The organism is Shinella lacus (assembly GCF_010994755.1).
Taxonomy (GTDB): domain Bacteria; phylum Pseudomonadota; class Alphaproteobacteria; order Rhizobiales; family Rhizobiaceae; genus Shinella; species Shinella lacus.
This window is the reverse complement of record NZ_WHSB02000020.1, coordinates 18970-45687: the sequence shown is the minus strand read 5'-3', so window position 1 is coordinate 45687 and position 26718 is coordinate 18970. Positions and strand designations below refer to the sequence as shown.

At 64.1% G+C, this 26718-nt stretch carries 17 protein-coding genes; 5 read left to right on the top strand and 12 right to left on the bottom strand.

Translation table 11 applies throughout. From position 1 onward, the window contains the following. Positions 1 to 105: 105 nt before the first annotated feature. The 5 genes from GB927_RS30835 to GB927_RS30815 form a co-directional block, all read right to left on the bottom strand. A complete protein-coding gene (locus GB927_RS30835) occupies positions 106 to 2532 on the bottom strand; it encodes a GcvT family protein (protein ID WP_256121060.1) in 2427 nt (808 codons plus the stop codon). 120 nt (positions 2533 to 2652) lie between these two features. After that, complete coding sequence (locus GB927_RS30830; protein WP_256121059.1) at positions 2653 to 3207, bottom strand: sarcosine oxidase subunit gamma; 555 nt, start codon at positions 3205 to 3207, stop codon at positions 2653 to 2655. A gap of 10 nt (positions 3208 to 3217) precedes the next feature. After that, positions 3218 to 6175 carry a sarcosine oxidase subunit alpha family protein gene (locus tag GB927_RS30825; RefSeq protein WP_256121058.1) on the bottom strand — a complete coding sequence of 986 codons (2958 nt, stop codon included), beginning with the start codon at positions 6173 to 6175 and terminating at the stop codon, positions 3218 to 3220. Then, complete coding sequence (locus GB927_RS30820; protein WP_256121057.1) at positions 6172 to 6447, bottom strand: sarcosine oxidase subunit delta; 276 nt, start codon at positions 6445 to 6447, stop codon at positions 6172 to 6174. Before GB927_RS30820 ends, GB927_RS30825 begins: the two co-directional genes overlap by 4 nt. A 7-nt stretch (positions 6448 to 6454) precedes the next feature. Further along, positions 6455 to 7705, bottom strand: coding sequence for a sarcosine oxidase subunit beta family protein (locus GB927_RS30815; RefSeq protein ID WP_256121056.1), 1251 nt, complete (start codon positions 7703 to 7705; stop codon positions 6455 to 6457). A 188-nt stretch (positions 7706 to 7893) separates the two neighbouring features. Between GB927_RS30815 and cysQ the strand changes: the two genes are divergently transcribed. The 4 genes from cysQ to GB927_RS30795 all read left to right on the top strand — a co-directional run bounded on the left by cysQ (position 7894) and on the right by GB927_RS30795 (position 11816). Then, entirely contained in the window at positions 7894 to 8700 is an 807-nt protein-coding gene (cysQ, locus tag GB927_RS30810) for a 3'(2'),5'-bisphosphate nucleotidase CysQ (RefSeq protein WP_256121127.1), read from the top strand. A 206-nt stretch (positions 8701 to 8906) separates the two neighbouring features. Then, positions 8907 to 10313, top strand: a complete 1407-nt coding sequence (locus tag GB927_RS30805; protein WP_256121055.1) for a KpsE/RkpR family capsule polysaccharide export protein — start codon at positions 8907 to 8909, stop codon at positions 10311 to 10313. A gap of 25 nt (positions 10314 to 10338) precedes the next feature. Then, on the top strand, positions 10339 to 11133 hold the full coding sequence (locus GB927_RS30800; protein ID WP_256121054.1) for an ABC transporter permease: 795 nt from the start codon (positions 10339 to 10341) through the stop codon (positions 11131 to 11133). Next, positions 11130 to 11816, top strand: coding sequence for an ABC transporter ATP-binding protein (locus GB927_RS30795; protein WP_256121053.1), 687 nt, complete (start codon positions 11130 to 11132; stop codon positions 11814 to 11816). The genes GB927_RS30800 and GB927_RS30795 overlap by 4 nt, the downstream gene beginning before the upstream one ends. A gap of 84 nt (positions 11817 to 11900) precedes the next feature. Here GB927_RS30795 and GB927_RS30790 read toward each other — a convergent pair whose 3' ends face one another. The 7 genes from GB927_RS30790 to GB927_RS30760 all read right to left on the bottom strand — a co-directional run bounded on the left by GB927_RS30790 (position 11901) and on the right by GB927_RS30760 (position 25359). Beyond that, positions 11901 to 13292 carry a capsule polysaccharide biogenesis protein gene (locus GB927_RS30790; RefSeq protein WP_256121051.1) on the bottom strand — a complete coding sequence of 464 codons (1392 nt, stop codon included), beginning with the start codon at positions 13290 to 13292 and terminating at the stop codon, positions 11901 to 11903. 194 nt (positions 13293 to 13486) lie between these two features. Beyond that, entirely contained in the window at positions 13487 to 15514 is a 2028-nt protein-coding gene (locus GB927_RS30785) for a capsule polysaccharide biogenesis protein (RefSeq protein WP_256121050.1), read from the bottom strand. A gap of 170 nt (positions 15515 to 15684) precedes the next feature. Further along, entirely contained in the window at positions 15685 to 16902 is a 1218-nt protein-coding gene (locus GB927_RS30780) for a polysaccharide biosynthesis/export family protein (RefSeq protein WP_256121049.1), read from the bottom strand. A 344-nt stretch (positions 16903 to 17246) separates the two neighbouring features. Then, positions 17247 to 20336: an efflux RND transporter permease subunit gene (locus GB927_RS30775; protein WP_256121048.1), complete on the bottom strand. Its 3090-nt coding sequence runs from the start codon at positions 20334 to 20336 to the stop codon at positions 17247 to 17249. Further along, positions 20333 to 21406 (bottom strand): efflux RND transporter periplasmic adaptor subunit, encoded by a 1074-nt coding sequence (locus tag GB927_RS30770; RefSeq protein ID WP_256121047.1) that lies wholly within the window; start codon positions 21404 to 21406, stop codon positions 20333 to 20335. Before GB927_RS30770 ends, GB927_RS30775 begins: the two co-directional genes overlap by 4 nt. Continuing rightward, the gene (locus tag GB927_RS30765) at positions 21403 to 22509 is read right to left on the bottom strand and encodes an efflux RND transporter periplasmic adaptor subunit (protein WP_256121046.1); all 1107 of its coding nucleotides are present in this window, start codon (positions 22507 to 22509) and stop codon (positions 21403 to 21405) included. The genes GB927_RS30770 and GB927_RS30765 overlap by 4 nt, the downstream gene beginning before the upstream one ends. Positions 22510 to 23040: 531 nt before the next feature. Continuing rightward, a complete protein-coding gene (locus GB927_RS30760) occupies positions 23041 to 25359 on the bottom strand; it encodes a methyl-accepting chemotaxis protein (protein ID WP_256121045.1) in 2319 nt (772 codons plus the stop codon). Positions 25360 to 25737: 378 nt separating this feature from the next. On the opposite strand from GB927_RS30760, the gene GB927_RS30755 reads away from it, so the two are divergent. Then, on the top strand, positions 25738 to 26691 hold the full coding sequence (locus GB927_RS30755; protein ID WP_256121044.1) for a ring-cleaving dioxygenase: 954 nt from the start codon (positions 25738 to 25740) through the stop codon (positions 26689 to 26691). The last annotated feature ends 27 nt before the right edge of the window (positions 26692 to 26718 follow it).

Sequence of the window (26718 nt, the reverse complement as noted above, 5' to 3'; positions counted from 1 at the left end):
AAACCAAAAAATCGGCAGGAAAAACCGCGCCCTTGCCCGAAAAGATGCATGAAAGCAGCAGGCGGCGCTGTCCCGTTTTGAGACAGCGCCGCCTGAACGGAACACTCAGCCGCGCATTTTCGCGCCCGAGGGGTCGAACAGCGGTTCCGGCTGCGGGCGCGCCGCCAGGATCTCGCCAAGAAGCTCGATCGACCAGCCGCTTTCGACGTCGGCGATCTCCTTCGGCACATAGCCGACCGCGACGGAAACGCCGGCCGCATGGGCATAACCGCCCGACGTCACCCAGCCGCGCACTTCGCCGTTCAGGTAGATCGGTTCATCGCCGATGACGTCGGCATCCTTCGCGTCCAGGATGAAAGTGCGCAGGCGAAGCGCGCCGCCTGATTCGCGCTCGGCCTTCGCCGCCGCCTTGCCGATGAAGTCGGCGTCCTTCTTGACCGCCACGAAACGCTCCAGCCCCGCCTCGAGCGGCCCATAGAGCGGGCGGTATTCGCGCGACCAGCTTCCGTAGGATTTTTCGAGGCGGAGCGCGTTCAGCGCGCGCAGCCCGAAGAGCTTGATGCCGAATTCGGCACCGGCCTCAAGAATCAGGTCGTAGAGGTAGCGCTGGTATTGCGGCTTCATCCAGATTTCGTAGCCGAGGTCGCCGGTATAGCTGACGCGCCCGACGATCGCCGGCGCCATGCCGAGATCCATGCGGCGCACCGCCATGAAGGGGAAGGCCGGGGTCGAAAGGTCCTGGTGCGTCAGCTTCTGCATCACCTCGCGCGCCTTCGGCCCGGCGATCGCGAGCCCGACGAGCGCGAGGTTGAGCGCTTCGAGCGTCACCGAACCGTCCTTCGGCAGGTGCGTCTCGAACCACCGCATGTGATAGTCCTCGGCAATGCCGGAGCCGATGAGCAGGAAATCCCCCTCGCCGAGCTTCGCCAGCGTGAAATCGCCGATCAGCTTGCCGTCGTCCTTCAGCATGGGCGCCAGCGTCATGCGGCCGGTCGCGGGAATGCGGCAGGTGAGCAGCCGGTCGAGCCAAGCCTCCGCGCCCTCTCCCTTCACCGCATATTTGGCAAAGCCCGAGGTCTCCATCAGGCCGACGCTTTCGCGCACTGCTTTCGCTTCCGCGCCGACGGTGTCGAAATCGGTCGAACGGCGCCACGAGAAATGATCCTCGACACCCTTCGGCGCGAACCACAGCGGCTGTTCCAGGCCATAGGACGCCCCGAAGACGGCACCGGCCTCCTTCAGCTTGTCGTAGATCGGCGTCGTCAGCAGAGGCCGGCCGGCCGGCAGCTCCTCGTTCGGATAGCGGATCGAGAAGCGACGCGAATAATTTTCGCGGACCTTGGCATTGGTATAGGCGAGCGTCGCGAAATCGCCGTAACGCGAGACATCCATGGCGAAGACGTCGAAGCCTGGATCGCCGTGGATCATCCAGTTGGCGAGCGCCAGCCCCACGCCGCCGCCCTGGCTGAAACCGGCCATGACCGCGCAGGCCGACCAGTAGTTCGTCATGCCGCGCACCGGGCCGACGAGCGGATTGCCGTCCGGCGAGAAGGTGAAGGGACCGTTGATGATCTTCTTGATGCCCGCCTTGTTGAAGGCCGGGAAATGGCGGAAGCCGACTTCCAGCTCCGGCGTGATTCGCTCGATATCCTCTGCCAGAAGCTCGTGGCCGAAATTCCAGGGTGTGGTGAGCGGCGACCACGGGCGGCAGGCCTTTTCATAGGTGCCCATCAGCATGCCGTTGCGCTCCTGGCGGAGATAAATCTCGCCGTCGAAGTCGACGCAGTGCATCAGTTCCTTGCCACGCGTCTGGTTGAACTCGATGACCTCGGGCATGTCCTCGGTGATGAGATACATGTGCTCCATGGCGAGTACCGGCAGCTCCAGCCCCACCATGCGGCCCACTTCGCGTGCCCAGAGGCCGCCGCAGTTGACGACATGTTCGGCGATGATCTCACCCTTGTCGGTGATGACGCGCCAGGTGCCGTCCTCGCGCTGCACGAGGTCTTCCACCTTGGTGTGCAGGTAGATGTCCGCGCCGTTCTTCTTGGCGGATTTCGCATAGGCATGCGTCGTGCCGTAGGGGTCGAGATGGCCTTCGACCGGATCGAACACCGCGCCGACGAACTGGTCGGGATCGAGCAGCGGCATCAGGTCATGCGCTTCCTTGGGCGTCAGGAGATGGGCGTCGAGGCCCATATAGCGGCCCTTGGCAAGGATCGACTTCATCCAGTCGAAACGATCCTTGGTGGACGCCAGCATCATGCCGGAGGTCATGTGCAGGCCGATATCCTGGCCGGAATAGTCCTGGATCTCCTTGTAGAGCTCCACGGTGTATTTCTGCAGCTTGGCGACGTTGGGGTCACCGTTGATCGTGTGCATGCCACCGGCCGCATGCCAGGTCGAGCCGGAGGTCAGCTCCGAGCGCTCGACGAGCACGACATCGGTCCAGCCGAATTTCGTGAGATGATAGAGGACGGAACAGCCGACGACGCCGCCCCCGATGACGACGACCCTTGCATGGCTCTTCATGAAAAACTCCGGCTTTCGGCGGGTTGAAGGGAATTGCGGCGAACGAAGCGCAGCCTATTTTGTCCCCCGGATGCCCGACAAGCCCGTGGTGCGAAACCTCATGTCGCTTTGCCGATTTTGTCAGCGCGTGGCGAAATCCACCGACAGGTCGAAGCTCCGCGCCATGACCTTCAGATCCCCTACCAGCGCGTCGGCAAAGCTGCGCATCACGACGAGATCGAAGCTTGTTTCACCCGTGCGGGCGAGATTGACCGAGAGGTGGTTGCACAGGACGTTTGCCGCGCGACCGACCGGGAAGGCGTCCGGATGCAGATCGACGGCGATGCCGTTCGCCAGGATGCGCGTGGCGTCCGGGCCGGACAGCGTCAGCGCGACGCGGCCATGGCTCTGGTCCGCGACGAAGGCGAAGTGGCCGAGGCGCAGGCCGAGTTCGGCGGCGAGCGTTTCCGGCGCGTGCACCTCGGAGAGCACCAGCCATTCGCCGGGACCGGAAAAGCGGGCCTCGAACTCGCCGTTCGCAACCAGGATGCCCGCCGCCTCGGCCGTCTGGCCGGGAGCCGCCAGCACCATGGCGATCGCCGTCGTGCGGTGGGCGGCGAGGTGATTGACGCGCCGCTCGGAAATCGCGCCGATCATGCCATCCAGCGCATGCACCGCCTGATAATCGTAAGCCATCGCCCTCACCTCACGCCATCAGCTTGCGGTTTTCCGGATCGACGAAGACCGGATCGCAGACCTCCGCCATCGCCTCGACGCCGCGCAACTGATCCCAGACCAAAATCTTCTCGCCGTAGCGCTCGCGGCCAGACTTGAGGAAGCCGAGCGCGATATGGCTGCCGAGCGTCGGCGAGAAACAGGCGGAACTCACCCAGCCCTGGTCGTTCAGCGTCGAAGGTTTTGCGCCGTCCTTCAGCAGGTGCGCGCCGGCGCGCATGTCCTTGTCCGCCTCCAGCGCCCGAAGGCCGACGAGCTGGGCGCGGTCCGCCGCCGTCAGGCCGAACCGCGTCGACAGCCGCTTGCCGATGAAATCCGGCTTGGCCGAACCCATCATGCGGCCGAGGCCGGCATCGTCCGGCGTCACGCGGCCGTCGAGTTCGGCATGGGTGACATGCCCCTTCTCGATGCGCAGCACATTCAACGCCTCGACGCCATAGGCGCAGAGCCCGTGCGGCTGGCCCGCCCGCATCAGCGCATCCGCCACCGCCTCGCCATAACCCGCCGGCACCGCCAGCTCGTAGGCAAGCTCGCCGGAGAAAGAAATGCGGAAGAGCCGCGCCTTCAGATTGCCCTTCAGCCGCACCTCGCGGGCGGCGAGGAACGGGAAAGCGGCAGGCGACAAATCATCCTCGACGACGGCTTGCAGGATCGCGCGCGCCTTCGGCCCGGCAATCGACATCTGCGCCCATTGGTCGGAGACGGAGAGGAAGCGCACGCGCAGTTCCGGCCACAGCACCTGCGCGGCGAACTCGATATGCGAGAGCACGCCGCCCGCAAGCGCCGTCGTGGTCGTGACGAGGAAATGCTCCTCCGCCAGCCGGCTCACCGTGCCGTCATCATAGACCATGCCGTCCTCGCGCAGCATGAGGCCGTAACGGGCCTTGCCGACGGGCAGTTTCAGCACGGGATTGCAATAGAGCCGGTTCAGGAACTCGGCCGCATCCGGCCCGAAAACCTCGATTTTTCCAAGCGTCGAGACATCGCAGAGGCCGGCATTTTCGCGAACATTCCTGACTTCCCGGTCGACGCTTTCGCGCCAGTTCTTTTCGCCGACTTTCGGGAACCAGGAGGAGCGATACCAGAGCCCGGCATCGATGAAGACCGCACCGTTGCGGGCCGCCCAGCCATGCAGCGGCGAGCGGCGGGTCGGCATATTGTGTTCGCCGACCGATGTGCCGGCGAGCGCGCCGAAGGAGACGGGCGTGTAAAACGGCCGGAAGGTGGTGGTGCCGACGTCGGCGGGGCTGACGCCCCGCATGGTCGCAAGAATGCCGATGGCATTGATGTTGCCGAGCTTTCCCTGGTCCGTCGCCATGCCGCCCGTCGTGTAGCGCTTGGCGTGTTCGACATGGCCGAACCCTTCACGCACGGCAAGGCCGAGATCCTTGGTGTGCACGTCGTTCTGGAAATCGACGAAGGCCTTGGATTTCGCCCCCGGCACATGCCAGAGCGCCGTGAAGGACGGATCGATCTCCTCGCCGATGGAAGGGCGCTCGAAGCCGGCGACCGGTCGCCCGAGGCTCTCCACGATGGCGGACGCCTTGCGCGCGCCATCCTCGAAACATTCGGACAGGCGATAATGCCCCGCCGCAGCACCGGCCGTTACCAGCCCGGCTCCCACCTCCAGCGCCAGAAACGCCTGCAAGGCCTCCGACCAGACCGGCTTGCCGCCGCGCTGGCAGGCAAGGTGGATGACCGGGCTCCAGCCGCCGGACATCGCCACGGCGTCGCAGGCGATCAGTTCCTCGAAACCGCCGCGATCGGTGACGACGGCGCGGACGCGTTGGCGCCCCTTCGTATCGACGACAGAGCCGCCGCGAACCAGCCGCACGCCCGCCGGCGCGCTTTCGGCGGCATCGGCGCGACTATCGATGAGGGCCGCGACCTCGATGCCATGCGCCACGAGGTCCTGCGCCGTGCGATAGCCGGACGCGCCATTGGTGAACACCGCGACGGACTTGCCGGCAACCACACCAAACCGGTTGGCATAGGTGCTGACGGCGCTCGCCGTCAGGATGCCCGGCCGGTCGTTGCCGCCGAAGACCAGCGGCCGCTCTTCCGCGCCGGTGGCGAGGATCGCGTGTTTCGCCACGATGCGCCACAGGCGTTCGACGGGCTTGCCGGGATCGATGGTCACACCGTGCTTCTGCACCCGCTCGACGGCGCCGAAGACATTGTCGTCATACCAGCCGAACACCGTGGTGCGCGGCAGGAGCGTGACATTCGCATGGTTCTGGAGCTCATCGATGGCGCGCCGGGCAAAGACATAGGACGCCTCGCCATCCAGCTTCGTCGTCTCGGCCAGCAACGCGCCGCCGAGTACGAAATCCTGCTCGGCGAGAAGGACGCGTAGACCCGAACGGGCAGCGGTAAGTGCGGCGGCAAGGCCGGCCGGGCCGGAGCCGACGACGAGCAGGTCGCAATGCGCCCAGCTTTTCTCATAGCTATCCGGATCGCGCGGCAGGCTTGTGCGGCCGAGGCCGGCGGCGCGGCGGATCAGCGGCTCGTAGACCTTTTCCCAGAAGGCGGCGGGCCACATGAAGGTCTTGTAGTAGAAGCCGGCCGAAAGGAAGCGCGACATCAGGTCGTTCACCGCGCCGATATCATAGGCGAGGCTCGGCCATCTGTTCTGACTGACGGCTTCGAGGCCATCGTAGAGTTCGGCGACGGTCGCTTTGGTGTTCGGATCGCGCCGCTCGCCCGTGCCGATGGTCACCAGCGCATTCGGTTCGGACGGCCCGGCCGTCACGATGCCGCGCGGGCGATGATACTTGAAGCTGCGCGCGACGAGCAGGCGATCATTGGCGATGAGCGCGGAAGCGAGCGTATCGCCGGCATGGCCGGTGAACGCGGCGCCGTCGAAGGAGAAGCGCACGGCATGGCTGCGGTCGACGAGGCCGCCGGTGGCGAGGCGATAGGCGGTCATCGTTCGCCTCCCCTTCCCGCCGCGGCATCGCTGACGGAAAACACCTCATGGGTAAAATTGTCCCGCTCCACCACCAGCCAGCGCCGGCAGCCGGCCACATGCTGCCAATATTCGCGGATGCGGCCGCGCGGATTGGCGCGCACATGCACATAATCGTTCCACATGTCGTCGCCAGCCATCGGCGCCGGGCGAACCGGCGTCGCATCGCCACGGATGAAAAACTCTTCCTTAGCGCGGGTGCCGCAATGCGGACAGGAAATCAGGCTTGCCATCACTCACTCAATGCAGGTTCGGCTGGGTGCCCACACCCGCCTCGTCGATCGGGAAGCCGCGCTCGAAACGATCGAGCCTGAGCGCGCGCGCCACATGATGGCTCTCGCCCTTGGCGATCAGGTGCGCGAAGCAGAAACCGGAAGCCGGCGTCGCCTTGAAGCCGCCGTAACACCAGCCGCAGTTCAAGTAGAGGTTTTCGATCGGCGTGCGGTCGATGATCGGCGAACCATCCATCGACATATCCATGACGCCGCCCCAGGCGCGCAGCACCCGCACGCGCGAAAGTCCGGGGATCATGGTGACGCCCTCCTCCATGACATGCTCGGCCGTCGCGAGGTTGCCGCGCTGCGCATAGGAGGAATAGCCGTCGATCTCCGCGCCAAACACCAGCCCGCCCTTGTCGGACTGCGATATATAAAAATGTCCGGCACCATAGGTGATGACGTGGTCGATGCAGGGTTTCAGTCCCTCGGTGACGAAAGCCTGCAGCACATGGCTCTCGATCGGCAGCTTCAGCCCGGCCATCTCGCCGACGCGCGAGGTGTTTCCGGCAGCGGCCAGCGCCAGCTTGTTGCAGCCGATGAAACCCCTCGTCGTCTCGACGCCGGTCACAGCACCGTTTTCGCGGCGAATACCGGTGACTTCGCAGTTCTGGATGAGATCGACGCCGAGCCGGTCCGCGCCGCGCGCAAAACCCCAGGCAACCGCATCGTGCCGCGCCGTGCCGGCGCGCTTTTGCAGGAGGCCGCCCATGATGGGGAAGCGCGCATGTTCGAAATTGAGGAAGGGCAGCATCTTCTTCAGCGACTCGCGGTCGAGAAGCTCCGCCCCTACCCCTTCCATCATCATGGCGTTGCCGCGGCGGATATATTGATCGCGCTGGCCGTCATTGTGGTAAAGGTTGATGATGCCGCGCTGCGAGAACATCACATTGTAATTGAGTTCCTGCTCCAGCCCTTCCCAAAGCTTCAGCGAGAACTCATAGAACGGCTCGTTGCCGGGCAGCATGTAGTTGGAGCGCACGATGGTCGTGTTGCGCCCGACATTGCCGGAGCCGAGATAACCCTTTTCAACGACCGCGATGTTGCGGATGCCGAATTCCCGGGCGAGGTAATAGGCCGTCGCCAGCCCGTGCCCGCCGCCACCGACGATGATCACGTCGTAATGCGACTTCGGCGCCGGCTCGCGCCAGGCGGGCGTCCAGCCGAGGTTTCCGGCAAAGGCTTGCTTGAAGATCGAAAGGGCCGAATAGCGCATGCAGAATCCTGGATCAGTCGCCCCACATTCGCATATGCAGCACAAACAGCAAGGCCGGCGGCGTCTTGCCGCACCGGAAACTTTCCGCGTGCAATGGCGAGGCGCGGCATTTGCTTTCGCGCCGCCTCGCGTCTAAGGCATGGGCAAGAAACGGCAGGACGAGACGCATGCAGCCAGACAGGACAGAGCTGAAGCAGGTGATGGAAAGCGCAGCCCTTGCCGCCGGGCGCGCCATCATGGCCATCCATAGCGCCGGGGCGGACGTGCACTACAAGTCGGACCGTTCGCCGGTGACCGCCGCGGACGAGGAAGCCGAACGGCTCATTCTGGAGGCGCTGGCGTGGCATTTTCCAGCGATCCCGGTGGTCGCCGAAGAAGCCGTCGCCGCCGGCAGCGTGCCGGATATTTCCGGCGGCACCTTCTTCCTCGTCGATCCGCTCGACGGCACGAAGGAATTCATCGCCGGCCGCAGCGAATTCACTGTCAATATCGCGCTGATCCGCGATGGCGCGCCGATTGCCGGCATCGTCTATGCCCCCGCACTTTCGGTGGGCTTTATCGCCGAGGAGGATCGGGCGGAGCGTTTCGAAGTGGCGGGCGAAACCGAGATTTCCCGGCGCCAGGCTATCGGCTGCCGCAGCCGCGGCAATGCGCTGACGGCGGTCGCAAGCCGCTCGCACGCCACGCCGGAAACCGCGCGTTTTCTCGACGACCACGGCATCGATGCCTGCACGGCGATCGGCTCTTCGCTGAAATTCTGCCTCGTGGCGGAAGGGCTTGCCGACGTCTATCCGCGCTTCGGCCGCACGATGGAATGGGATACCGCCGCGGGCGACGCCGTGCTGCGCGCCGCTGGCGGCATGACCCACACGCTGGACGGCAGCCCCCTCCTCTACGGCAAGACCAACCAGGCCAGCGACGCAGACTTCGCCAACCCGAATTTCATCGCCGCCAGCGCGGATTGGTGCACGGACCCGGCGGCGAACACAAAATAACCAGATTGCTCGACGAGGAATGCGCGCCGATCGCAAAAGCACCGGTTGAAGGAGGCTTATCCCCTTCTTTCCCGGCGGATGCACGGTATTTCCCGCCACCGGTCGAATGCGGCATTTTTATTGTCTGTGAAGGCAAATTCGAATAAGTTGCGGCGACAAGCATCGAGGCGACAAACCAGTTTGCTGTTGGAAAAGAGTGAGCCGACGTGAAAGATGAAAACGCGCCCGTCGCGGCGGAAACCCCGACCCACGTCGACGACCAGACGAGCAGCCTGCTCGATCTCGCCAAGAAGCGCGCGCAACAGCGCCTTGCCGACCAGAAAATAGTGAAGATGAAGCAGGCGCCGAGGCGCAGGGCAGAGCCCGCGATCGACGACGAGGAAACCCTCCGGTCTCGCGTGGAACCGCGGGTTCGCAAGCCCGTCGACATTACCAAGAGCGTCCTGACCCTGCCCGATATGCCCAAGCAGAAGAAGGAGCGTCCTTGGGCGCTCATTTCCTTCGTGCTGGCGGTCATCGTTCCGACGATCCTGAGCGGGCTCTATTACGTCTTTGTTGCGACCCCGCAATATGTGGTCGAGACGCAGTTTGCCGTTCGCGGCGCGCAGCAGGCGTCCCTCAATGCGCTCGGGCTGACCGGGCTCGTCGGCTCTGCCGCCCAGGCGGGCGATTCCTACATCGTCTCCGACTACATCCATTCCTCGCAGATCCTGCCGGATATCAAGGAGCAGACGGGCCTCGACATCCGCACGATCTATTCGCGCCCCGCAATCGATTTTCTCTATCGCGAAAGCGATACGAGGCCGCTCGACGAGTTCCGCGATTACTGGCGGGACATGGTCGAGATCAGCTACAATTCGACCACCGGCAACGTGACGATGCGCGTCTTCGCCTTCTCGCCGACGGACGCAAAGCAGGTGGCGGATTCGGTTCTCACCGTTGCTGAAAACCTGGTCAACACGCTTTCCGACAAGTCCCGCAGGCAGTTCATCGAGGTTGCCAACCATCAGGTCGCGCGCTCGGAAGAACGCCTGCGCAACATCCGCAACCAGATCACCGACCTGCGCATCACCGAGCAGGCCGTCGACCCGACGGCCGTCGCGACGATGGAAGCAACCATCATCAGCTCGCTGGAGCAGGAACTGGCCTCGCTTCGCACGCGCTACAAGGCCTTGGTCGATTCGATCAGCAAGGATGCGCCCTCTGCCCGCGTCATCGAGCGACAGATCAGCGCGCTCGAGGCACAGCTCGTCGAACAGCGGAACCGGATCAGCGGCGAGAACGAGAGCGACGATCCCACCAGCAAGACGACGCGCAGCGGCATGGATGGCGGCCGCGCACTGCCGGCGATGATCGACCGCTTCACCGAACTCGGTGTCGAGCAGGAATTCGCCGTCAAGGCCTATACGACCTCGCTCGCCGCGCTCGAAACGGCCATGCAGGAAGCCCAGAAGCAGGAGCGTTATTTCGCGGTCTACGTGCCGCCGCGGGAGCCGGAAATCGCGCTCTACCCGCTCGGCGCCGTGAACACGGCCATCGTCCTTGCGGCTGCGGCGTGCCTGTGGCTCATCGGCTACTTCGCCTTCCGGTCCGTGAAGGATCACGCGATCTGATCGCGCTGCAGAAACGAGTGGCGTCATGGCCCTGCTAGCAGAAAAACCCCTGAGCTACGCCCTGCGCGAGAACGCGCGGGTGATTTCCGCCCTCGTCGTGCGCAGCGCCGTGACGCGGTTCGGCGAAAGCCGCCTGGGTTTCGTCTGGATCCTCATCGAGCCCGCCGCCTATATCGGCATCTTCCTGCTCATCCATGCCGGCATGAAGGCGCAGATTCCCTTTGGCGACAACGCGCTGCTGTTCATCCTCGCCGGCGTGTTCGGGTTTCGCATGACGCGCGGCATTTCGCGCAAGACGGAGCGCGCGATCTCCAACAATCAGCCGATGCTGACTTATCCGCTCGTGCGTCCCCTCGATACGATCATCGCGACCTTCCTGCTAGAATCGACGATCTGGCTGATCATCTGCGCCCTGTTCATGTGGGGGCTTGCGATTTCGCTCGACCGCGACGTCATCGTCTATCCCGGCGAATTCACGGAATGCATGTTCGCGATCCTCTATTTCGCCTTTTCCTATGCTGCCTTCAACGCGATGGCGGGGTCGCTCATACCGCGTTACGACACGTTCATGAGCATGGTGAGCATGCCCCTGATGCTGCTGTCCGGCGTCTTCTTCATGCCCGCTGAAATGCCACCGAGTTTTCAGGCCGTCCTGTGGTGGAACCCTTTCATGCATTGCGTGGAATGGTTCCGCACCTCCACATATCTCGATTACAACGCCCTTCTCAGCAAGTCCTACCTGCTTGGTCTGTCGACCGCACTGCTGACCTCAGCGCTCATCTTGGAACGGGTTTTCCGCAGCAGGATTATAAGCGCATGATCATCTTCGACAATGTCAGCAAGGCCTACCCTCGCCCCGGCGGCGGCAAGAAGATTATCCTCGACCGGTTCACCGCGGCCTTCCGTCCCGGCACCAATGTCGGCATCCTCGGGCGCAACGGCGCCGGCAAGTCCACGCTGATGAGCCTGATCTCCGGCGGCGAAATGCCGGATTCCGGGCGCATCCTGCGCGAGGGCAAGATTTCCTGGCCGCTCGGCTTCAATGGCGGCGTGCACAGCAAGCTGACCGGCGCCCAGAACACGCGCTTCATCGCCGATATCTACGGCAAGAACCGCAACCACGTGCTGGATTTCGTTGCCGACTTTTCCGAGCTTGGCGCCTATCTCGACATGCCGGTCAAGACCTATTCCGCCGGCATGAAGGCGCGGCTCTCCTTCGGCATCTGCATGGCGATCGGGTTTGAATATTACCTGATCGACGAGGTGATTGCGGTCGGCGACTCCACCTTCAAGCAGAAGTGCAAGGACGTCTTCGATGAGCGGCGCGAGAACGCCACCCTGCTTCTCGTCTCCCACTCTTCCGGCCTGCTGCGGTCGTTCTGCGACATCGGCGGCGTCATGAACAACGGCCAGTTGACCTTCTACAATGACATTGAAGAAGCAATCGAGGTCCACGAAGAAATCCTTCGGACCTCCTCGGCCAACCAGCGCCGTTCCGCCTGAGTTTTTCTGAGAAGCGCAAACATCTCGGCCCCGGGAGCGTCCCGAGGGTTTGAAAAAGGCATGCCTATGAGAGATTAGCCGGCCCTACTGCGATTGCGCGAGCAGGGGCAGGACGTTGCTGGCCCGGGGCAACTGGCCGGCGGCCCGTGCGTCTTCGTCCATGGCGCGAAGCTTTTCCAGAAGCGAATTGGTCGCGACCTCGATGCCCTCATAGGCGTAATAATCGCCGGGATGCAGGCATTGCTGGGCAATCCAGTTGAGGTAGTCGCGCCGCAGCGCCGCCGAGCCCACATGGCCGGACGACCAGAAACTATCGAGCTCGATGCCCTTGTTGACACAGAAGGCGAGCGAGGGATGGCGGTAGAAGGCCTGCCCGAGAACGGCAAGCGGAATGCCATGCTGAAGCGCCGACAGGCCGGATGTGCTGTTGATCGTCACCATGCCCGCCGCATGCCGCGTCATCAGGCCGAGCGAACCGCTGTCGAGAATGTGGATCCGGTCGGAGACATTGTTGAGCACGCCGACCTGACGGATGAACTGCTTGTCCTGGCTGTGGCCGCGCTCCATCGGGTGAATCTTGAACACCAGCTGATGGGTCGGCGGAGCATTTCGCGCGAAGGACACGATCGTCTTGAGGATGAGCTTCTGGTTGTTCCAGCCGCTCGCTGCGGCACCAAGCTGGCTATCGTCATGCACCTGCAGCGGCACCAGGTAATATTTCTTGTCGTGATGCTCCAGCAACCGTTCCATGCTGCGATAATTGCTGCCGAGGTTGCGGAACTTCCGGTAATAGTTCTTGACCCAGTAGAAGGCCTCAGGCGCCAGCGACCGCTTGTGCTTGTGGAACAACTTGCGTTCGCTCAGCGTCGAGAAGATGCCGCGCACGGAAAAATAGGTGAAGGCGTAAGTCGCCATCGCGCCGAAGGACGAGGGATAATTCGTCGTCCGCGGGCGCTCCCGGCGCTTGTCCTCATCCTTTTCGGAGGGCAGCAAGCCGGCGATCGGCGAACGCCAATTGTTGCCGCCGGTCTCCATCGTCACGAAGCCGGGACGGATGTAACCCTCTTCCAGGCTGAGCACGGGGATGTTCACAGCCGTGCATTGCTCGATCGCGATCTTGTGGATATCGCGCTCGCAGCCGAAGAGAACCACATAGTCGAAGCCGTGCTCGCCGACGATTTCCGTGAACCAGTCGCGCCAGACGTCCGCGGTGCCGGAAAAGTGCAAGATCTTGTTGCCGCGGGCAAAAAGCCTGTCGCCGGCATTGAAACAGATGCGCCAAGTGTCGAAGCCACTATCGTTGAGCAGCGCCTGGGCCTTGCGGAAGAACGGGCCGACCGGACCCTGCAACAGGAGCACGCGCGGCGCACTCTTGGAGGGAAAGCGCTTGGAAAGTTTGCGACGCAGCGACAGATTGATCAGCCGGGATCCACGCGCAGCACCATTGGCTTCGGCGTCGGAGCGGCCAACCTTCATATCGTTATCATGCTGTACGCTCATGACAGGTCGGCTCTACTCAAAATGTGATGCTGGGTAGAATGGTATTCGCACAAAGGCGCCGTTTTAGCAACCACATCTACTCTATTCCCCGATTTTTGCCGCCAGCCCCTCGACTGGCAGATACCCGCATCCTGAGGCGACTCGGACCGTCCCACGGTTTCGAGCCAAGTTTACCGCAACCGCGAGTCGCGAAGCAACACCCCGACACGGTTGATTTGTTGCGCCGCACACAAAAAGAGCTTCTGCGCCAGTCCGGGCGATTTCAAGGCGCCGGCGGAAATTTCTTCCACAAGGTCCTCCGGCCGGCATGGCAAACCGCTCAGCGGGTGCACATAGAGCGGGTAGAGAATCAGGCTCGCGGCGACGAGCGTTTCCAGATCGATACGGCGCGTCCGACGGGGAATGGCCAGGCGATCGTCGGTGAGCCCCCAGCCCGCATAGAACGGCGCGCCATGAACGCCGACGGCCTTCCCGCGCAGCAGCGCCTCGAAGCCGGCAAGCGAGGTCATGGTCTCGACCCGGTCCGCCCAGCCGATCCATTGCAGGATATCGCCACTGCCGACAGTGAGATCGGCTTCCTGCGGCTCAGCGCCGCCGTCACGCACGCCGGAAACCACGTCCGGATGCGCCTTGTAGACGATGAAGGCCTCGGGAAACAGCGCGCGCACGGCGCCCACCAGCGCGGCATTGGAGTGGATCTCGGGGGAGCCGTAGCGGATCGAGGCGTCCTTCTCCACCTGCCCCGGCACGAGGATCTTGGTCCGGCCTTCGGTCACGACCGGCAGATCGGCATCCGTCCCGAGATTGTATTTGGAAATGCCGCGCTGGATCAGCAGGCGGACGAGATCGCGTGCCCGTGCCTTGAGGCTTTCATCGAAACCACCATGGGCGATCAGCGCCTCCAGCCGGCTTTCGCCACGCGCATCGTAATAGACATGCTCGCCATCAAGCGCGATGGAGGAGGGCATCGTCAGGTTGACACCGAGGCCCCGGGAACGAATGAAGCCGTCTTCGAGCCGGATGGCGGGCACGTCGGCGGGCAAAGCCGCATCGCTGCCCCAGACGGCGACTATCCCCTCGGCCGCCTGCGCAGCCGCCGCGGCGGCGTCCAGCGAGCGTGCATGCACCGGCCCACCGGCCATGCCCTTCAGGAAGGGCGTCATGGCCCTACGCTTCCAGGGAGAAAATCCGGCGGTGAAAACCTTGCGCTCGATGCGCGCACGCTGGTCACGCACCGTGATCGCCTGCTGCACGGCGTGTTCCGGCGTGCAGGGTTGGCGTGTGTGCAGGTCAAGATAGAGCGAATAGTCGATATAGGCGGCGTGAAAGACCTGCTCCAGCGAGGCCGGCGACCGCCCGGCGGACAGAACATTGTGATCGACGGTGAGGCCGCGGCCGGAATAATATGTGGTGCCGAAACAATGGACCGCGCGGTCCGCCATCAGCGCCTCGAAGCCAAGCTGGCTCGACACGGTGTAGACGCTGTCGGCCGCTTCCAGCAGAGGCCAGGGGTTCATGCGGCCGGGCACGGTGATCTCGATGCCCATGGCGGTTGCCGCCTGCCGCAGCAGGCTGCGGTCACCTGCCGCCGGATGCATGCGCACGACCAGCGTCTTGCCCGGATTGTTGGCGGCCGCATGCTCCAGCATGGCGCGGAAACTCGCCGCACTCGCCCCCGCCCCGGCAATCGAGGCATCGCCCGCCACCTGATCGACGAGCAGCACGAACGGCCGGCCCACCGGCACGCCTGCGGCCGCGGGCGTGAGCAGCGGGCTGTTGTTGTATTTCGACAGGCGCTCATGACGCAGCAGCGCCATCAGCCGGCGCGCCCGGTCGAGCGCTGCGGCGTCGGTGACCGGCCGGGAGAGCAGCCGGTCAAGGCCACTCGGATGGAGCGCATCGAAATAGATGCCGTCCCGGTCCACCACAAACGAATGGCTTGGCTCCCCCTGCCCCGGCGAGAAACCACGCAGGAAGCCGTCTTCGAGGGTGATCACTTCTTTGCCCGAGCGCGCTGCAAGCCACGCGGCCCTGCGGCCGGAAGCCTTGCGTCCCCAGCCGATGAAACCATCGATCCGTCCCGGCAGCGCGAAAGGCCAGGCGACGATCTCGGCGTCGAGCAAGCGGGAAATATCGTCCCGCTGCTGCCAGAGACCGAAGGAAAGAAGTGCGTAGGTTTTGCGTGCCCGACCGGCCATGCAGCCCTCTAGAGTTTGTCAGGGAAAAGCGGGGACCGGCTTTCCCGAAAAGACAAACGGAAACAGAGAAACCTGGAGTCTGTCTGATTCAGGATGAACCAGACAGACTCCAGGGTCAAAACTCGATCAGCCGAAATCGAGCGCCCGCATCAGCGGCCGGCGTCTGCTGGTTACAGCAGGTCCGCCGTACGCTGGATATTGTAGGCCGCGGTCGAGCCGCTGGAGACAATCGTCAGGAACTTCGCGAGGTCCGTAGCGACATGGCGCGCCAGATAGACCACGTCCTTGTTCCGCACGGGGAAGTTCTGCGCGACGATGTAGCTCTGCGTCGCACCCAGATCGAGGCGATAGACGATCGGATAGCGGCCTTCCGAATCCGGCATCATGCCGCGCGAGATCAGGTCACGGAACCGGTCATCGCCGACGACGCTGCGGTAGACGCTTTCATCCTCGTAACGGAAGACGAAATAGCCCTTCGGGTCCGCCGTCGCGACATTGCCGCCACCAGCCAGCGCGGCGGCCTCGACGAGGCTGAGCTTGGCCGCATCGAACGGGATCTTGCCGCTCTTTTTCGTCTGGCCGAGGGCCGCGAAGGTCTGCGGATCATAGGTCAGGTAGATCTGGTCGTCCGGCTTGACGTAGATGTCGTCCTTCGGGCTGTCGATGACCGACTGGAGCAGCACGCTGCGCGACTTGCCGCCGCGCTTGAGGGTTACATAGGTGTCGTAGGACGGCTTGGCCGCACCGCCCGCCATGGCGATCACTTCGCTGAGACGCTGGCCGCTGAGGCCAAGCGGCACGATGGCCGACTTGTTCACATCGCCCTGGATGGACACGGTGCGCGAGGCATTGCCGGCAAGCGTGACGATCACGTCGGGCTCGACGGCCTTGGCCTTCAGCGCATCGACGATGGTCGCGCGCGCCGAATCGATCGTCATGCCGGCGAACCGGACGGAGCCGACATAGGGGATCTGGCCGTGGCCGTCCGGCTGCACGATGACGGGAATGGTCGTCGACTTGCGCTCCGCCGTGGAGAACAGGCCGTCCGGTCCCGCTTCAAAGATCGTGACATCCACGCGGTCGCCGATACCGATGACCGGCGTGCCGCCGCCGCCGCCGAAGCCGAACGTGCTGGACAGGCCGAGGCGCGTGGCCGCGCTGACGCTGTTGGCGACGCGCTGGTCGACGCTCACCACGTCGAAGATCAGCTTCGTCTGGGGAATTTCGTAAGATTTGCCGCCGGCACCAGCGGACAGGACCTCGTGGGTCAACGGACCATCGCTGGGAACGACACATCCGGCCAGCGTCAACAGGCAACCCGCCGCGAGAACACGCACGAATGCGTTCAAACCCTTGCGCGGCCTGTTCACGTCTTCAATTACGATCATCACACTGCATTTCCCTTCGACCGTGCCACACAAGGCACGGGGCAAGAGCCAGCCGCTTGCCACGACAGGGCGCCATAGACATGCAGTTCCAACGTCTCGTCAAGTCCCATGACCAAACCTTGTCCCACCCATGCGGCCCCCGCCGATACCATGGAGCAAATCCCTTGCACATTCGTTACGGCCTGAAAAGACGCTTCCCCCTTTGGCGTTGAAAATCAACTTTTTCCACGGGCTTTTTCACAGCGGGTGCGGCAAAAAAAACGCAATCTCCCCTGCCTGCCCATGCGTCAAAACATCGCCGCGAAAAGCCATGACGGCGGAGATGGGCGAAAATATGAGGCGACTCATGCCGCCTCCTGGGGTTCGGCTTCGGGCGGCGGGGCGGCCTCTGCCTTTTCCGACGGCTTGATGCGGAACCAGGCGATGTAGAGGGCGGGCAGGAAGAGCAGCGTCAGCACGGTGCCGACGATGATGCCGCCCATCATGGCATAGGCCATCGGCCCCCAGAACACCTCCCGGGAGATGGGGATGAGCGCAAGGCTCGCCGCCGCCGCCGTCAGCAGGATCGGCCGCATGCGATGTTCCGTCGCCTCGCGCACCGCATCCCACGCATGCATGCCCTCCCGCCTCAGCTCCTCGATCTGCACGACGAGGATGACGGAGTTTCGGATGAGGATGCCGATCAGCGCCAGCACACCCAGGATGGCAACGAAGCCGAGCGGTGCGCCGCTGCTGAGAAGGGCCACGACCACCCCGATGAGCGCCAGCGGCGCCACCGCGAAGACGAGGAACAGCCGCGAGAAACTCTGGAGTTGCACCATCAGGATCGTCGCCATGGCAAACAGCATCAGCGGCACGACGGCCACGATCGGCGCCTGGCTGTCCGCGCTTTCTTCGACCGTGCCGCCCACTTCCACATGGTAGCCGGTCGGCAGGCTTTCGCTGAAGGCGGACACGTCCTTGTCGAGCTGCGCGACGATCGTCGCCGGCTGCACGCCGCCGGTGATGCTGGCCTTGACGGTGATGGTGGGCTCGCGCGAGCGGCGCCAGACCACGGGCTGCTCCATCTCGTAGCGGAAGTTCGCCACGGCTGCGAGCGGCACGGAGGTGCCGTTTGCCGTCGGAAGCTGGAGCTGGCGCAGCGTCTCGATGGATTCGCGCTCGCCCGCCCGCGCCCGGCCGATGATGTCGATCAGGTAGACGTCGTCGCGGACCTGGGTGACGGTCGTGCCGCCGACCACGCCGTTCAGCGCCGAAGCGATATCCTGCGAGGTGACGCCCAACTGCCGGGCCTTGTCCTGCAGCACATCGACCTTCACCACGCGGGCCGGCTCGTTCCAGTCGTAGACGATATCGCCGAGCCGGTCGTCCTTGCCGATGAGTTCGCCGAAGGCGAGCGCATGTTTGCGCACCTCTTCGATATCCGGGCCGCTGACGCGATACTGGATCGGCCGGCCGACCGGCGGGCCGATGTCGAGCAGCTTGACCAGCGCATCCGTGCCGACGAAGGTTTCGCGCAGATAGGCCTGGAGATCGGCCCTCAGACGATCGCGCGCCTCCAGATCCTTGGCGACGATGACCGTCTGGCCGAAGGCCGGCGACGGCGGCTGCACGTCGAAGGAGAGCAGGAAGCGCACCGCGCCCTGGCCGACATAGGACGACCAGCGCTCGATATCGGGATTGCCCTTCAGCTTCTCCTCTTCAAACTTGGCAATCTGCGCATTGGTCTCGGCAATCGAGGCGTTTTGCGGCAAAGACCAGTCGACGATGAGTTCCGGCCGGTCAGAGGACGGGAAGAACTGCTCCTGCACGAAGCGCATGGCGAAGACCGATAGGCCGAAGACCAGCACGGTCGCAACGATGGTCATCCATTTCCAGTGCATGCAGGTATCGAGCAGGCGCGCGAAGGTGCGGGCGAACCAGCCCTTCTGCCCATGGAGGTTCTTCATGGTCTTCGGCAGGATCGCGACGCCAAGCAGCGGCGCGAAGACCACCGCGACCACCCAGGACACGACGAGCGAAATGGCGATGACGACGAAGAGGCTGAAGGTGAATTCGCCGGCAGCACTGTTGTTTAGGCCGATCGGGATGAAGCCCGCCACCGTCACCAGCGTGCCGGTGAGCATGGGAAAGGCGGTGGACGTATAGACATAGGTGGCGGCCTTGCGCAGCGTATCGCCAGCCTCCAGCCGCGCCACCATCATTTCCACCGCGATCATCGCGTCGTCGACGAGCAGGCCGAGCGCGATGATGAGCGCGCCCAGCGAAATGCGCTGCAAGGATATACCGTCGTAATACATGAAGACGAAGGTGATCGCGAGCGTCAGCGGAATGGAGAGCGCAACGACGAGGCCGGCGCGGATGCCGAGGCTGACGAAGCTGACGGCGAGCACGATGATGACCGCCTCGAACAGCGCCCGCGTGAACCCGGACACCGCCTCCTCGACCACCTTAGGCTGGTCGGAAACGAGATGCACATCGACGCCGATCGGCAGGTCATGCGAGAGAAGCTCGATTTCCTTCTCCACGGCCGCGCCGAATTCCAGCAGGTTCGAGCCCTGCTTCATGCCGATGGCAAGCCCGATCGCCGCCTCGCCATTGAAACGGAACAGCGCCGATGGCGGGTCTTCGTAGCCGCGGGTTATGGTGGCGATGTCGCTCAGGCGGAAGAAGCGATTGTTGACCCTGAGATTGACGTCGCGAAGGCTCGCCTCTGAGGAAAACTGCCCGCCGACGCGCACGCTGACGCGCTCGCCGCCGGCCTGCACCACGCCGGAGGGCGCGATGGCATTCTGCGCCTGGAGCGTCGAGACGACCTGCTGTGTGGAGATGCCCAGCGCCGCGAGTTGCCGCGTCGAGAATTCAAGGTAAATCACCTCGTCCTGCGCGCCGACGAGATCGACCTTGCCGACATTGGGAACGGTGAGGATCTGCCGGCGGGCGTCTTCCACATAGTCGCGTAGCTGGCGCGAGGTCAGTCCATCGGAGGTGAAGGCGTAGATATTGCCGAAGACGTCGCCGAATCGATCGTTGAAGGCAGGGCCGACGACGCCGGACGGGAAGTCGCCACGGATGTCGTTGATCATGTTGCGCACCGTCACCCAGGTCGGCGCCACGTCGCGCGCGCGCGTCGTCGGCTTCAGGTTGACGAAGATCAGCGTCTGGCCGGGCGTGGTGATGGAGCGGGTGAAATCGAGCGATTCCAGCTCTTCCAGCTTGCGCTCGATGCGCTCCGTCACCTGCAATGTCGTTTCTTCCACCGAGGCGCCGGGCCAGGCGGCGCTGATCGTCATGATCTTGATGGTGAAGGAGGGATCCTCCTCGCGGCCGAGATTCTGGTAGGTGAAGAAGCCGAGCAGCGCGAAGACGATCATGAAGTACCAGACGAGCGACGAGTGATCGAGCGCCCAGTCCGAAAGGTTGAATTTCTTCATAGGCTTGCCCCGTCTTCGATTCTGACTTTCTGGCCTTCTTCGAGGCTGTTCACCCCGGCGGTGACGACGCGGTCGCCATCCTTCAGCCCGCTTGCCACCTGGAGATAGCGGTTGGCGGCGGCACCCGTCTCGATCGGCGCGAGATGGACCTCGCCCTTGCCGGCATCGACGAGCCAGACATGCGGCTTGCCGTCCTTCAGGAGCACCGCCGTCTCGGGGATCATGATGGCGGTCAGGTCCGGCCCCTCCAGCTCGGCGGTGATCGTCGTGCCGAGCCGCACCGTCTCCGGCGGGTTCTCCAGCGCGATCTTGACGCGGCGCGTGCGTGTCACGGCGTCGGCGGAGGGTGCGACTTCGCGCACCGTGCCCATGACCTTCACGGCCGGATTGATCTGCAACGACACCGCAAACCGGCTGCCGATCGCGATTTTTTCCGCCGTCTCCGGAATGTCGACCACGGCATCCCGCTCATCGGGCCGCGCGACGGTGACGATCGCCTCGCCGGGCGAAACGGTCTGGCCGACCTCGGCGCCCGTCGCCACGACGACGCCATCGAATTCCGCCAGGATGCGGGTGTAGGAAAGCTGTTCCTCCGCCTTCACCAGTGCGGTGCGCGCCCTGACCAGCCCGGCATCCGCCGCCTCGCGCGACTGTTCGGCGCTTTCGACGGCGGCCTGTGCGGCGGCATTCGACTGGAGCAGCGTCTTCTGCCGCTCCTCGGTCGCCACCGCGCTGGACAGCGTGGCTTCGGCGCTGGAAAGCTCGGCGCGTGCTGAGCGCACCGCAAGCTCATAGGCCGTCGCGTCGAGCACGGCGAGCGCGTCGCCCTTCTTCACGAGATCGCCGACATGCACCGTGCGCGAGACGAGACGCCCGGCGACGCGCGAGCCGAGGGCGGCCTGCACCTTCGCCTGCACCACGCCGGCAAACCGCGTGCCCGGCAGCGCGGTCGGGGTAACGACCAGCGACAGGACCGGCCGCGGCGGTGCGGCCGCCTCCTCTTCCTTCTGGCAGCCGGCAAGCGCCGTCGCGGCAAGCACGACGGTCGTCAGCAGGATGGATATCCTCATGGCGCGGCTCCTTCGGTCGCGGTGATGGTCTGGCCGGGCCGGAGCAGCTTCGTCCCATCGGACACGTAGGTCTCGCCCTCCTCGATGCCGCCCGAAATCAGCGCCGCGCCGGTCTCGAAGGACAGCACCTCGACCGGCCGCAGATCGACCGTGTTGTTCGTCTTGTCGACGATCCACAGCGCCGGCTTGCCATCGGTGCCGGAGAGCGCCTGCCAGGGCACGACCGCCACCCGCCGGGGCGCGAGCGACCCGACGCCGACGACGGAGGCGCCGAGCGTCATTTCCGGCGGCGTCTCGGCCATGGCGATCTTGACGCGCACCGTGCCGGTCTCCGCATCGATGGTCGGCGAGACTTCACGCACCTTGCCCTCGGTGCGCACGCGGTCGTCGCTGAGCAGCGTGATGACCACGCCGTCCTCGGAGGGCTGCGAGAAGAACAGTGATTCGTAGACCTCGAAGACCGCGTCGCGCGGGCCATTGTCGGCGATGGTGAACATGGTCTGCGCCGCCTGCGCCACTTGGCCGCTTTCGGCAAGCCGACCGGTGACGATGCCGTCTGCCGGCGCGCGCAGTTCCGTATAGGAGAGCACTTCCTTGGCCGTGTCGCGCTGGGCGATCGATGCCTCGCGTGCACTTTCCGCGGTGCGCAGCGCCGTCTCGGCATCGTCGAAATCGCGCTGCGTGCTGATGCCGTCGTTCAGGAGTGATTTCTGCCGGTCGAAATTGGTGCGGGCAAGTTTGAGCTGCGCGTCCGCGGCACGCACGCCGGCCTCCGCCGCTTCGACATCTGCCCTCTGCTCCTCGGGGTCGAGCCGGGCGAGCACCTGGCCTTCCTTCACCGCAGCGCCGACATCGACGAACCAGCCGGTGATGCGCCCGCCGACGCGGAAGGACAGATCGGTTTCCACCCGCGCGACCACTTCGCCCGTAATGGTGATCGTCTGCTCGCGCTCCTGGAATTTGACCGGCGCGACATGCACCGGCCGTGCGGCGCTATCGGCAAGCGCCGGCCCGGCAGTGACGGAGAACGCCAGCATGGCCAGCAGCATCCCGCCTGACAGGACCAGCGATCGCGGCCCCGAGACAATCGGCGATCTCAGCATTGTCGTCCCCACCCTTGCAGATAACCCATTTAATATGGGTCCTCATTATATCGCGAAGATCAGACTGACAAGTCGCAGCACCACCAGATGTTGAACTTGTCGCAGCCGAGTGTGGCGGAACCTTTGAAAAAAGCCAATCGGCAAGGCGCTAAGACAGAAAAATATAATAAATCATATTTTTCAGCACCATATGGGCAGAGACAAGAAAGCCGCCGGCAGCTTCGAAACCATACGGTTTTCATCAAGCTGCACAGCGGCTTTACCGGAGCGCCATTCGTTGGACGCTTCTATCTCGGTCCCCTCTGGACCTGCCTGAGAGAAGCAGGAAGCGTGCCAAGTCAGTGAGATGCAAAATAGAAAAATGATTTCATATTACTAAAGGCGCAGCTAACAAACACCGTTGCCGGCAGCCTGTTCCGATCCTGGCCAATTCTTGTGCATCGCACAAAACTTGGGCGTATTTCACCGCCCAACAAAAAAGCGGCCCGGTTCAACCCGGCCGCCTTCGTTTTGTCAGCCGAGCGGGAAGGTTCAGAATTCTTCCCAGTCCTGCGCCGCCGCTGCCGTGGCGGCCTGCCCGCCGCCGAAGGCGCGGGTAAGCTTGTTGCCGAGCGCCCGTGCGCCGGACGCGGCCGGGCGGTGTGCGGCGGAGGATGCGGCGACCGGACGGGCCGCGACAGCACCCGTTGCCAGGCGAAACTGCGAGATGAGGCTGTTGAGGGCGGCGGCTTCCGTCGCCAGCGCATGGCTTGCCGCGGTCTGCTCTTCCACCATGGCCGCGTTCTTCTGCGTGCCCTGGTCGATGGAGTTCACCGCCGCGCTGATCTCGTTGAGGCCGGTCGACTGTTCGCGCGCCGAACGCACGATCGCCGCGACATTCTGGTCGATCTCCTGCACCTGATTGACGATTTCAGACAGCGACGAGCCGGTCTCGCCGACCAGCGCCACGCCGAGATTGACCTGCTCGCCGGACTTGGTGATGAGCGCCTTGATCTCCTTGGCCGCATTGGCCGAGCGCTGGGCCAGTTCACGCACTTCCTGTGCGACGACCGCAAAGCCCTTGCCGGCTTCACCGGCGCGAGCAGCCTCAACGCCGGCATTCAACGCCAGCAGGTTGGTCTGGAAGGCGATCTCGTCGATCACGCCGATGATGTTGGAGATTTCGCGTGAGGAATTCTCGATGCCGCTCATGGCGCTCACCGCCCGGCGCACGACGTCGCCCGACTTTTCGGCACCTGCCCGGGTGCGCTCGACGAGCTGGCCGACATCTTCCGCCCGCTTGGTCGCGTCCTTCAGCGAGGTGGTGGTCTCCTCCAGCGCCGCTGCGGTCTCTTCGACGGAGGCCGCCTGCTGTTCGGTGCGCTTGGCGAGATCGTCGGAGGCGGCGCGGATTTCCGCCGAGCCGGCCTGGATGGCATTGGCATTGCTGCCGACGGAGCGAAGCGCCGATTGCAGCTTTTCCACAGAGGCATTGAAATCGTGACGGACTTCATCGAGCGAACCGGCAAAGGCCTGCTCGATGCGATGCGTCATGTCGCCATCGGCGAGCTTCTGCAGGCCTTCGGCCAACGCCTCGACGGCGATGCGCGTCTCCTGTTCGCGCAAGGCGGCTTCTTCGGCGCGGTGGCGGCGCTCCTCTTCCGAGAGCGCACGGTTCTGCGCGGCCTCGCCTTCGAGGCGGACCTTGGCAAGCGTCGCATCGCGCAGCACGGCGAGCGAGCGGGCCATTTCGCCGATTTCGTCCTTGCGCTCGGATTCCGAGAGATCGACATCGGTACGGCCAGCGGCGATTTCGCTCGTCGCGGTAATGACGGTGGCGAGCCGCTTGCGGAAGCGGGCGGCCAACGCCCAGCCGATCGCGATCATCAGGCCCGCCGCAATGGCGATGACCATGATGGAGGTGAGAGCAAGGTTCGACAAACTGGCGAACAGAACGGATTTCGGCACAGAGACGACGACGAACCAGATTGACCCGGGGTTCAAGTTGACAGGAACGGCAACCTTCATGGAGGCGACGCCAGTCTCATCCGTGACCTCAAAGGCCTTGCTGGGGTTGTCGATCAGCTGCTGCCAGGCAACAGCGTCAAGACCGGAATCCTTCAACGGCTTCCCGAGCGCTGCGCTGTCCGGATGGCTGACGATACTGCCGCCGCTGCTCAAGAGTGCGACGTAGCCCTCACCCAGCGGCTTCAGCTTGGCGATATCGGTCGCCAGCGCATCGAGTGCAATGTCGGTACCGGCCATCCCCTTGAAGGCGCCATCGAGCATGAGCGGCGCCACGAACGACGTCATCAGCGTGTCCTTGCCGCCGACATTGTACATATAGGGCTCTGAGAGGTAATCCTTGCCGGTCTTCTTTGGCACCTGGTAATAGTCGCCCGGTCCCGGCTTGTCGTAGTCGACCAGCCTCTCGATTACCGTGCCGCCGTTCGACCGAATGGCGTATGGAATATAGCGGCCGGTAGCGTCGTGGCCGGGTTTGCTCGTATACTCGGCGTCCTTGCCGTCGAAGGCCTCTGGTTCCCAGGCCGTATAGACACCCACAGCCATCGGGTTGTCCAGCAGCAGCCGCTTCAACATTCCATCGAAAACTTCACGGCTCGCTCCACCGCCCTCTTTCATCGCGACGAGCGTAGAGCGCATGTTCCAGCTCAGCGTCTTGACCTGCGCGAAGGTGGTTTCCACCTTGCCGGCGCTCGCCTCCGCGGCATTCACCATTTCCGAAATCGAGCGTTCCTCGACGGCGCGGTAGGACAGGAAGAGCAGCACGCCCGCCGTCGCGACGGTCGTGGCAACACCGGCCGCCACGATGGCGAACATGTTTCGGGCAGTCGCAGTCTTGGGCAGCATCAATCGTCTCCTCGCATCCGTGCGGAAAATCCGTAGCGGCAATCATCGGAAATGGCGGGACATGCCGGCGGACGCGGCGGAGCAGAAGACGAAGTCATTTCGCAGGGCGGCAGCGTAAGCGAGCCTTGGTTTATGAAACGATAAAATTCGAATGAACTCATAATGGAACAGAAAGGGAGGAAGAACGCTCTATAGAACACGGCGCTTCGGCCCGGCGGCGCTGCGAACGGAAAAGGTGTTCAGGAAAAGTGAACAATCCGTTCGCCCGGCCCGGTCTTCCGACAGCCCATGCGAGGGGCGATATTCACCTCGACGCAAGGCCCCGCTATCGGGGTACGCACCAGAACGCCCCGGACGTTTCCGAGGAGGAGTTTCATCATGACTCTACAGCTCACAGGCATCCACCACCTGACCGCGATCACCGCGAATGCGCCGGAGAACCTGCGCTTCTACACGCAGGTGCTGGGCCTGCGCCTCGTCAAGAAGACCGTCAACCAGGACGATACGAGCGCCTACCATCTCTTCTATGCCGACGGGCTCGCCTCGCCCGGCACCGACCTCACCTTCTTCGACTGGCCGGTGGGCCACGAGCGGCGCGGCACGCACAGCATCGCGCGCACCGGCCTGCGCATCGCAAGCCTCGCCACGCTCGAATGGTGGAAGGCCCGGTTTGCCGAATTGAAGGTCCGCGCCGGCGAGATCCGCGATGTCGGCGGCCGCGCCACGCTCGATTTCGAGGATGGCGAAGGCCAGCGCCTCCGCTTCGTCGTCGACGATGCCGGCGCGCCGTCCAACCCGTGGGACAAGAGCCCGGTTCCAGCCGAACACCAGATCAAGGGCCTCGGCCCCATCACGCTCAGCGTGCCGGACATCCGCAACACGCAGACCGTGCTGGTGCAGGTCATGAACATGACGGAGACCTCGACCTATCCGAACCCGGAAGGTGCCGGTGACGTGCACGTGTTCTCTATGGGCGAAGGCGGCCCGGCCGCCGAGCTGCATGTCGCCGTCGAGCCGGACCTGCCGGCCGCACACCAGGGCGCCGGCGCCGTGCACCACGTCGCTTTCCGTGCGCCGGACGAGGAGGCCCTGCATGCCTGGACGGAGCGCCTGCGCGGCTTCCGCCTACCCTCCAGCGGCGAGGTCGAGCGCTTCTACTTCCGCTCGCTCTATTTCCGCGAGCCGAACGGTATCCTGTTCGAGATCGCCACCGACGGCCCGGGCTTTGCCGTCGATGAGCCGCTCGAAACACTTGGCGAAAGCCTGTCGCTGCCGCCCTTCCTGGAGCCGCGCCGCGCGCAGATCGAGGCCCGGCTGAAGCCGCTCGCCTAACTCGGATAAAACCCCGGCGTGACAAAC

Bases quoted from the DNA above. Each gene is read 5' to 3' on its own strand.
- GB927_RS30795 (WP_256121053.1), top strand. From the start codon at position 11,130: ATGATCATCTTCGACAATGTCAGCAAGGCCTACCCTCGCCCCGGCGGC.
- GB927_RS30775 (WP_256121048.1), bottom strand. From the start codon at position 20,336: ATGAAGAAATTCAACCTTTCGGACTGGGCGCTCGATCACTCGTCGCTC.
- GB927_RS30780 (WP_256121049.1), bottom strand. From the start codon at position 16,902: ATGATCGTAATTGAAGACGTGAACAGGCCGCGCAAGGGTTTGAACGCA.
- GB927_RS30825 (WP_256121058.1), bottom strand. From the start codon at position 6,175: ATGACCGCCTATCGCCTCGCCACCGGCGGCCTCGTCGACCGCAGCCAT.
- GB927_RS30765 (WP_256121046.1), bottom strand. From the start codon at position 22,509: ATGCTGAGATCGCCGATTGTCTCGGGGCCGCGATCGCTGGTCCTGTCA.
- GB927_RS30785 (WP_256121050.1), bottom strand. From the start codon at position 15,514: ATGGCCGGTCGGGCACGCAAAACCTACGCACTTCTTTCCTTCGGTCTC.
- GB927_RS30815 (WP_256121056.1), bottom strand. From the start codon at position 7,705: ATGCGCTATTCGGCCCTTTCGATCTTCAAGCAAGCCTTTGCCGGAAAC.
- GB927_RS30760 (WP_256121045.1), bottom strand. From the start codon at position 25,359: ATGCTGCCCAAGACTGCGACTGCCCGAAACATGTTCGCCATCGTGGCG.
- GB927_RS30770 (WP_256121047.1), bottom strand. From the start codon at position 21,406: ATGAGGATATCCATCCTGCTGACGACCGTCGTGCTTGCCGCGACGGCG.
- GB927_RS30820 (WP_256121057.1), bottom strand. From the start codon at position 6,447: ATGGCAAGCCTGATTTCCTGTCCGCATTGCGGCACCCGCGCTAAGGAA.
- GB927_RS30800 (WP_256121054.1), top strand. From the start codon at position 10,339: ATGGCCCTGCTAGCAGAAAAACCCCTGAGCTACGCCCTGCGCGAGAAC.
- GB927_RS30830 (WP_256121059.1), bottom strand. From the start codon at position 3,207: ATGGCTTACGATTATCAGGCGGTGCATGCGCTGGATGGCATGATCGGC.
- GB927_RS30790 (WP_256121051.1), bottom strand. From the start codon at position 13,292: ATGAAGGTTGGCCGCTCCGACGCCGAAGCCAATGGTGCTGCGCGTGGA.
- GB927_RS30835 (WP_256121060.1), bottom strand. From the start codon at position 2,532: ATGAAGAGCCATGCAAGGGTCGTCGTCATCGGGGGCGGCGTCGTCGGC.
- GB927_RS30755 (WP_256121044.1), top strand. From the start codon at position 25,738: ATGACTCTACAGCTCACAGGCATCCACCACCTGACCGCGATCACCGCG.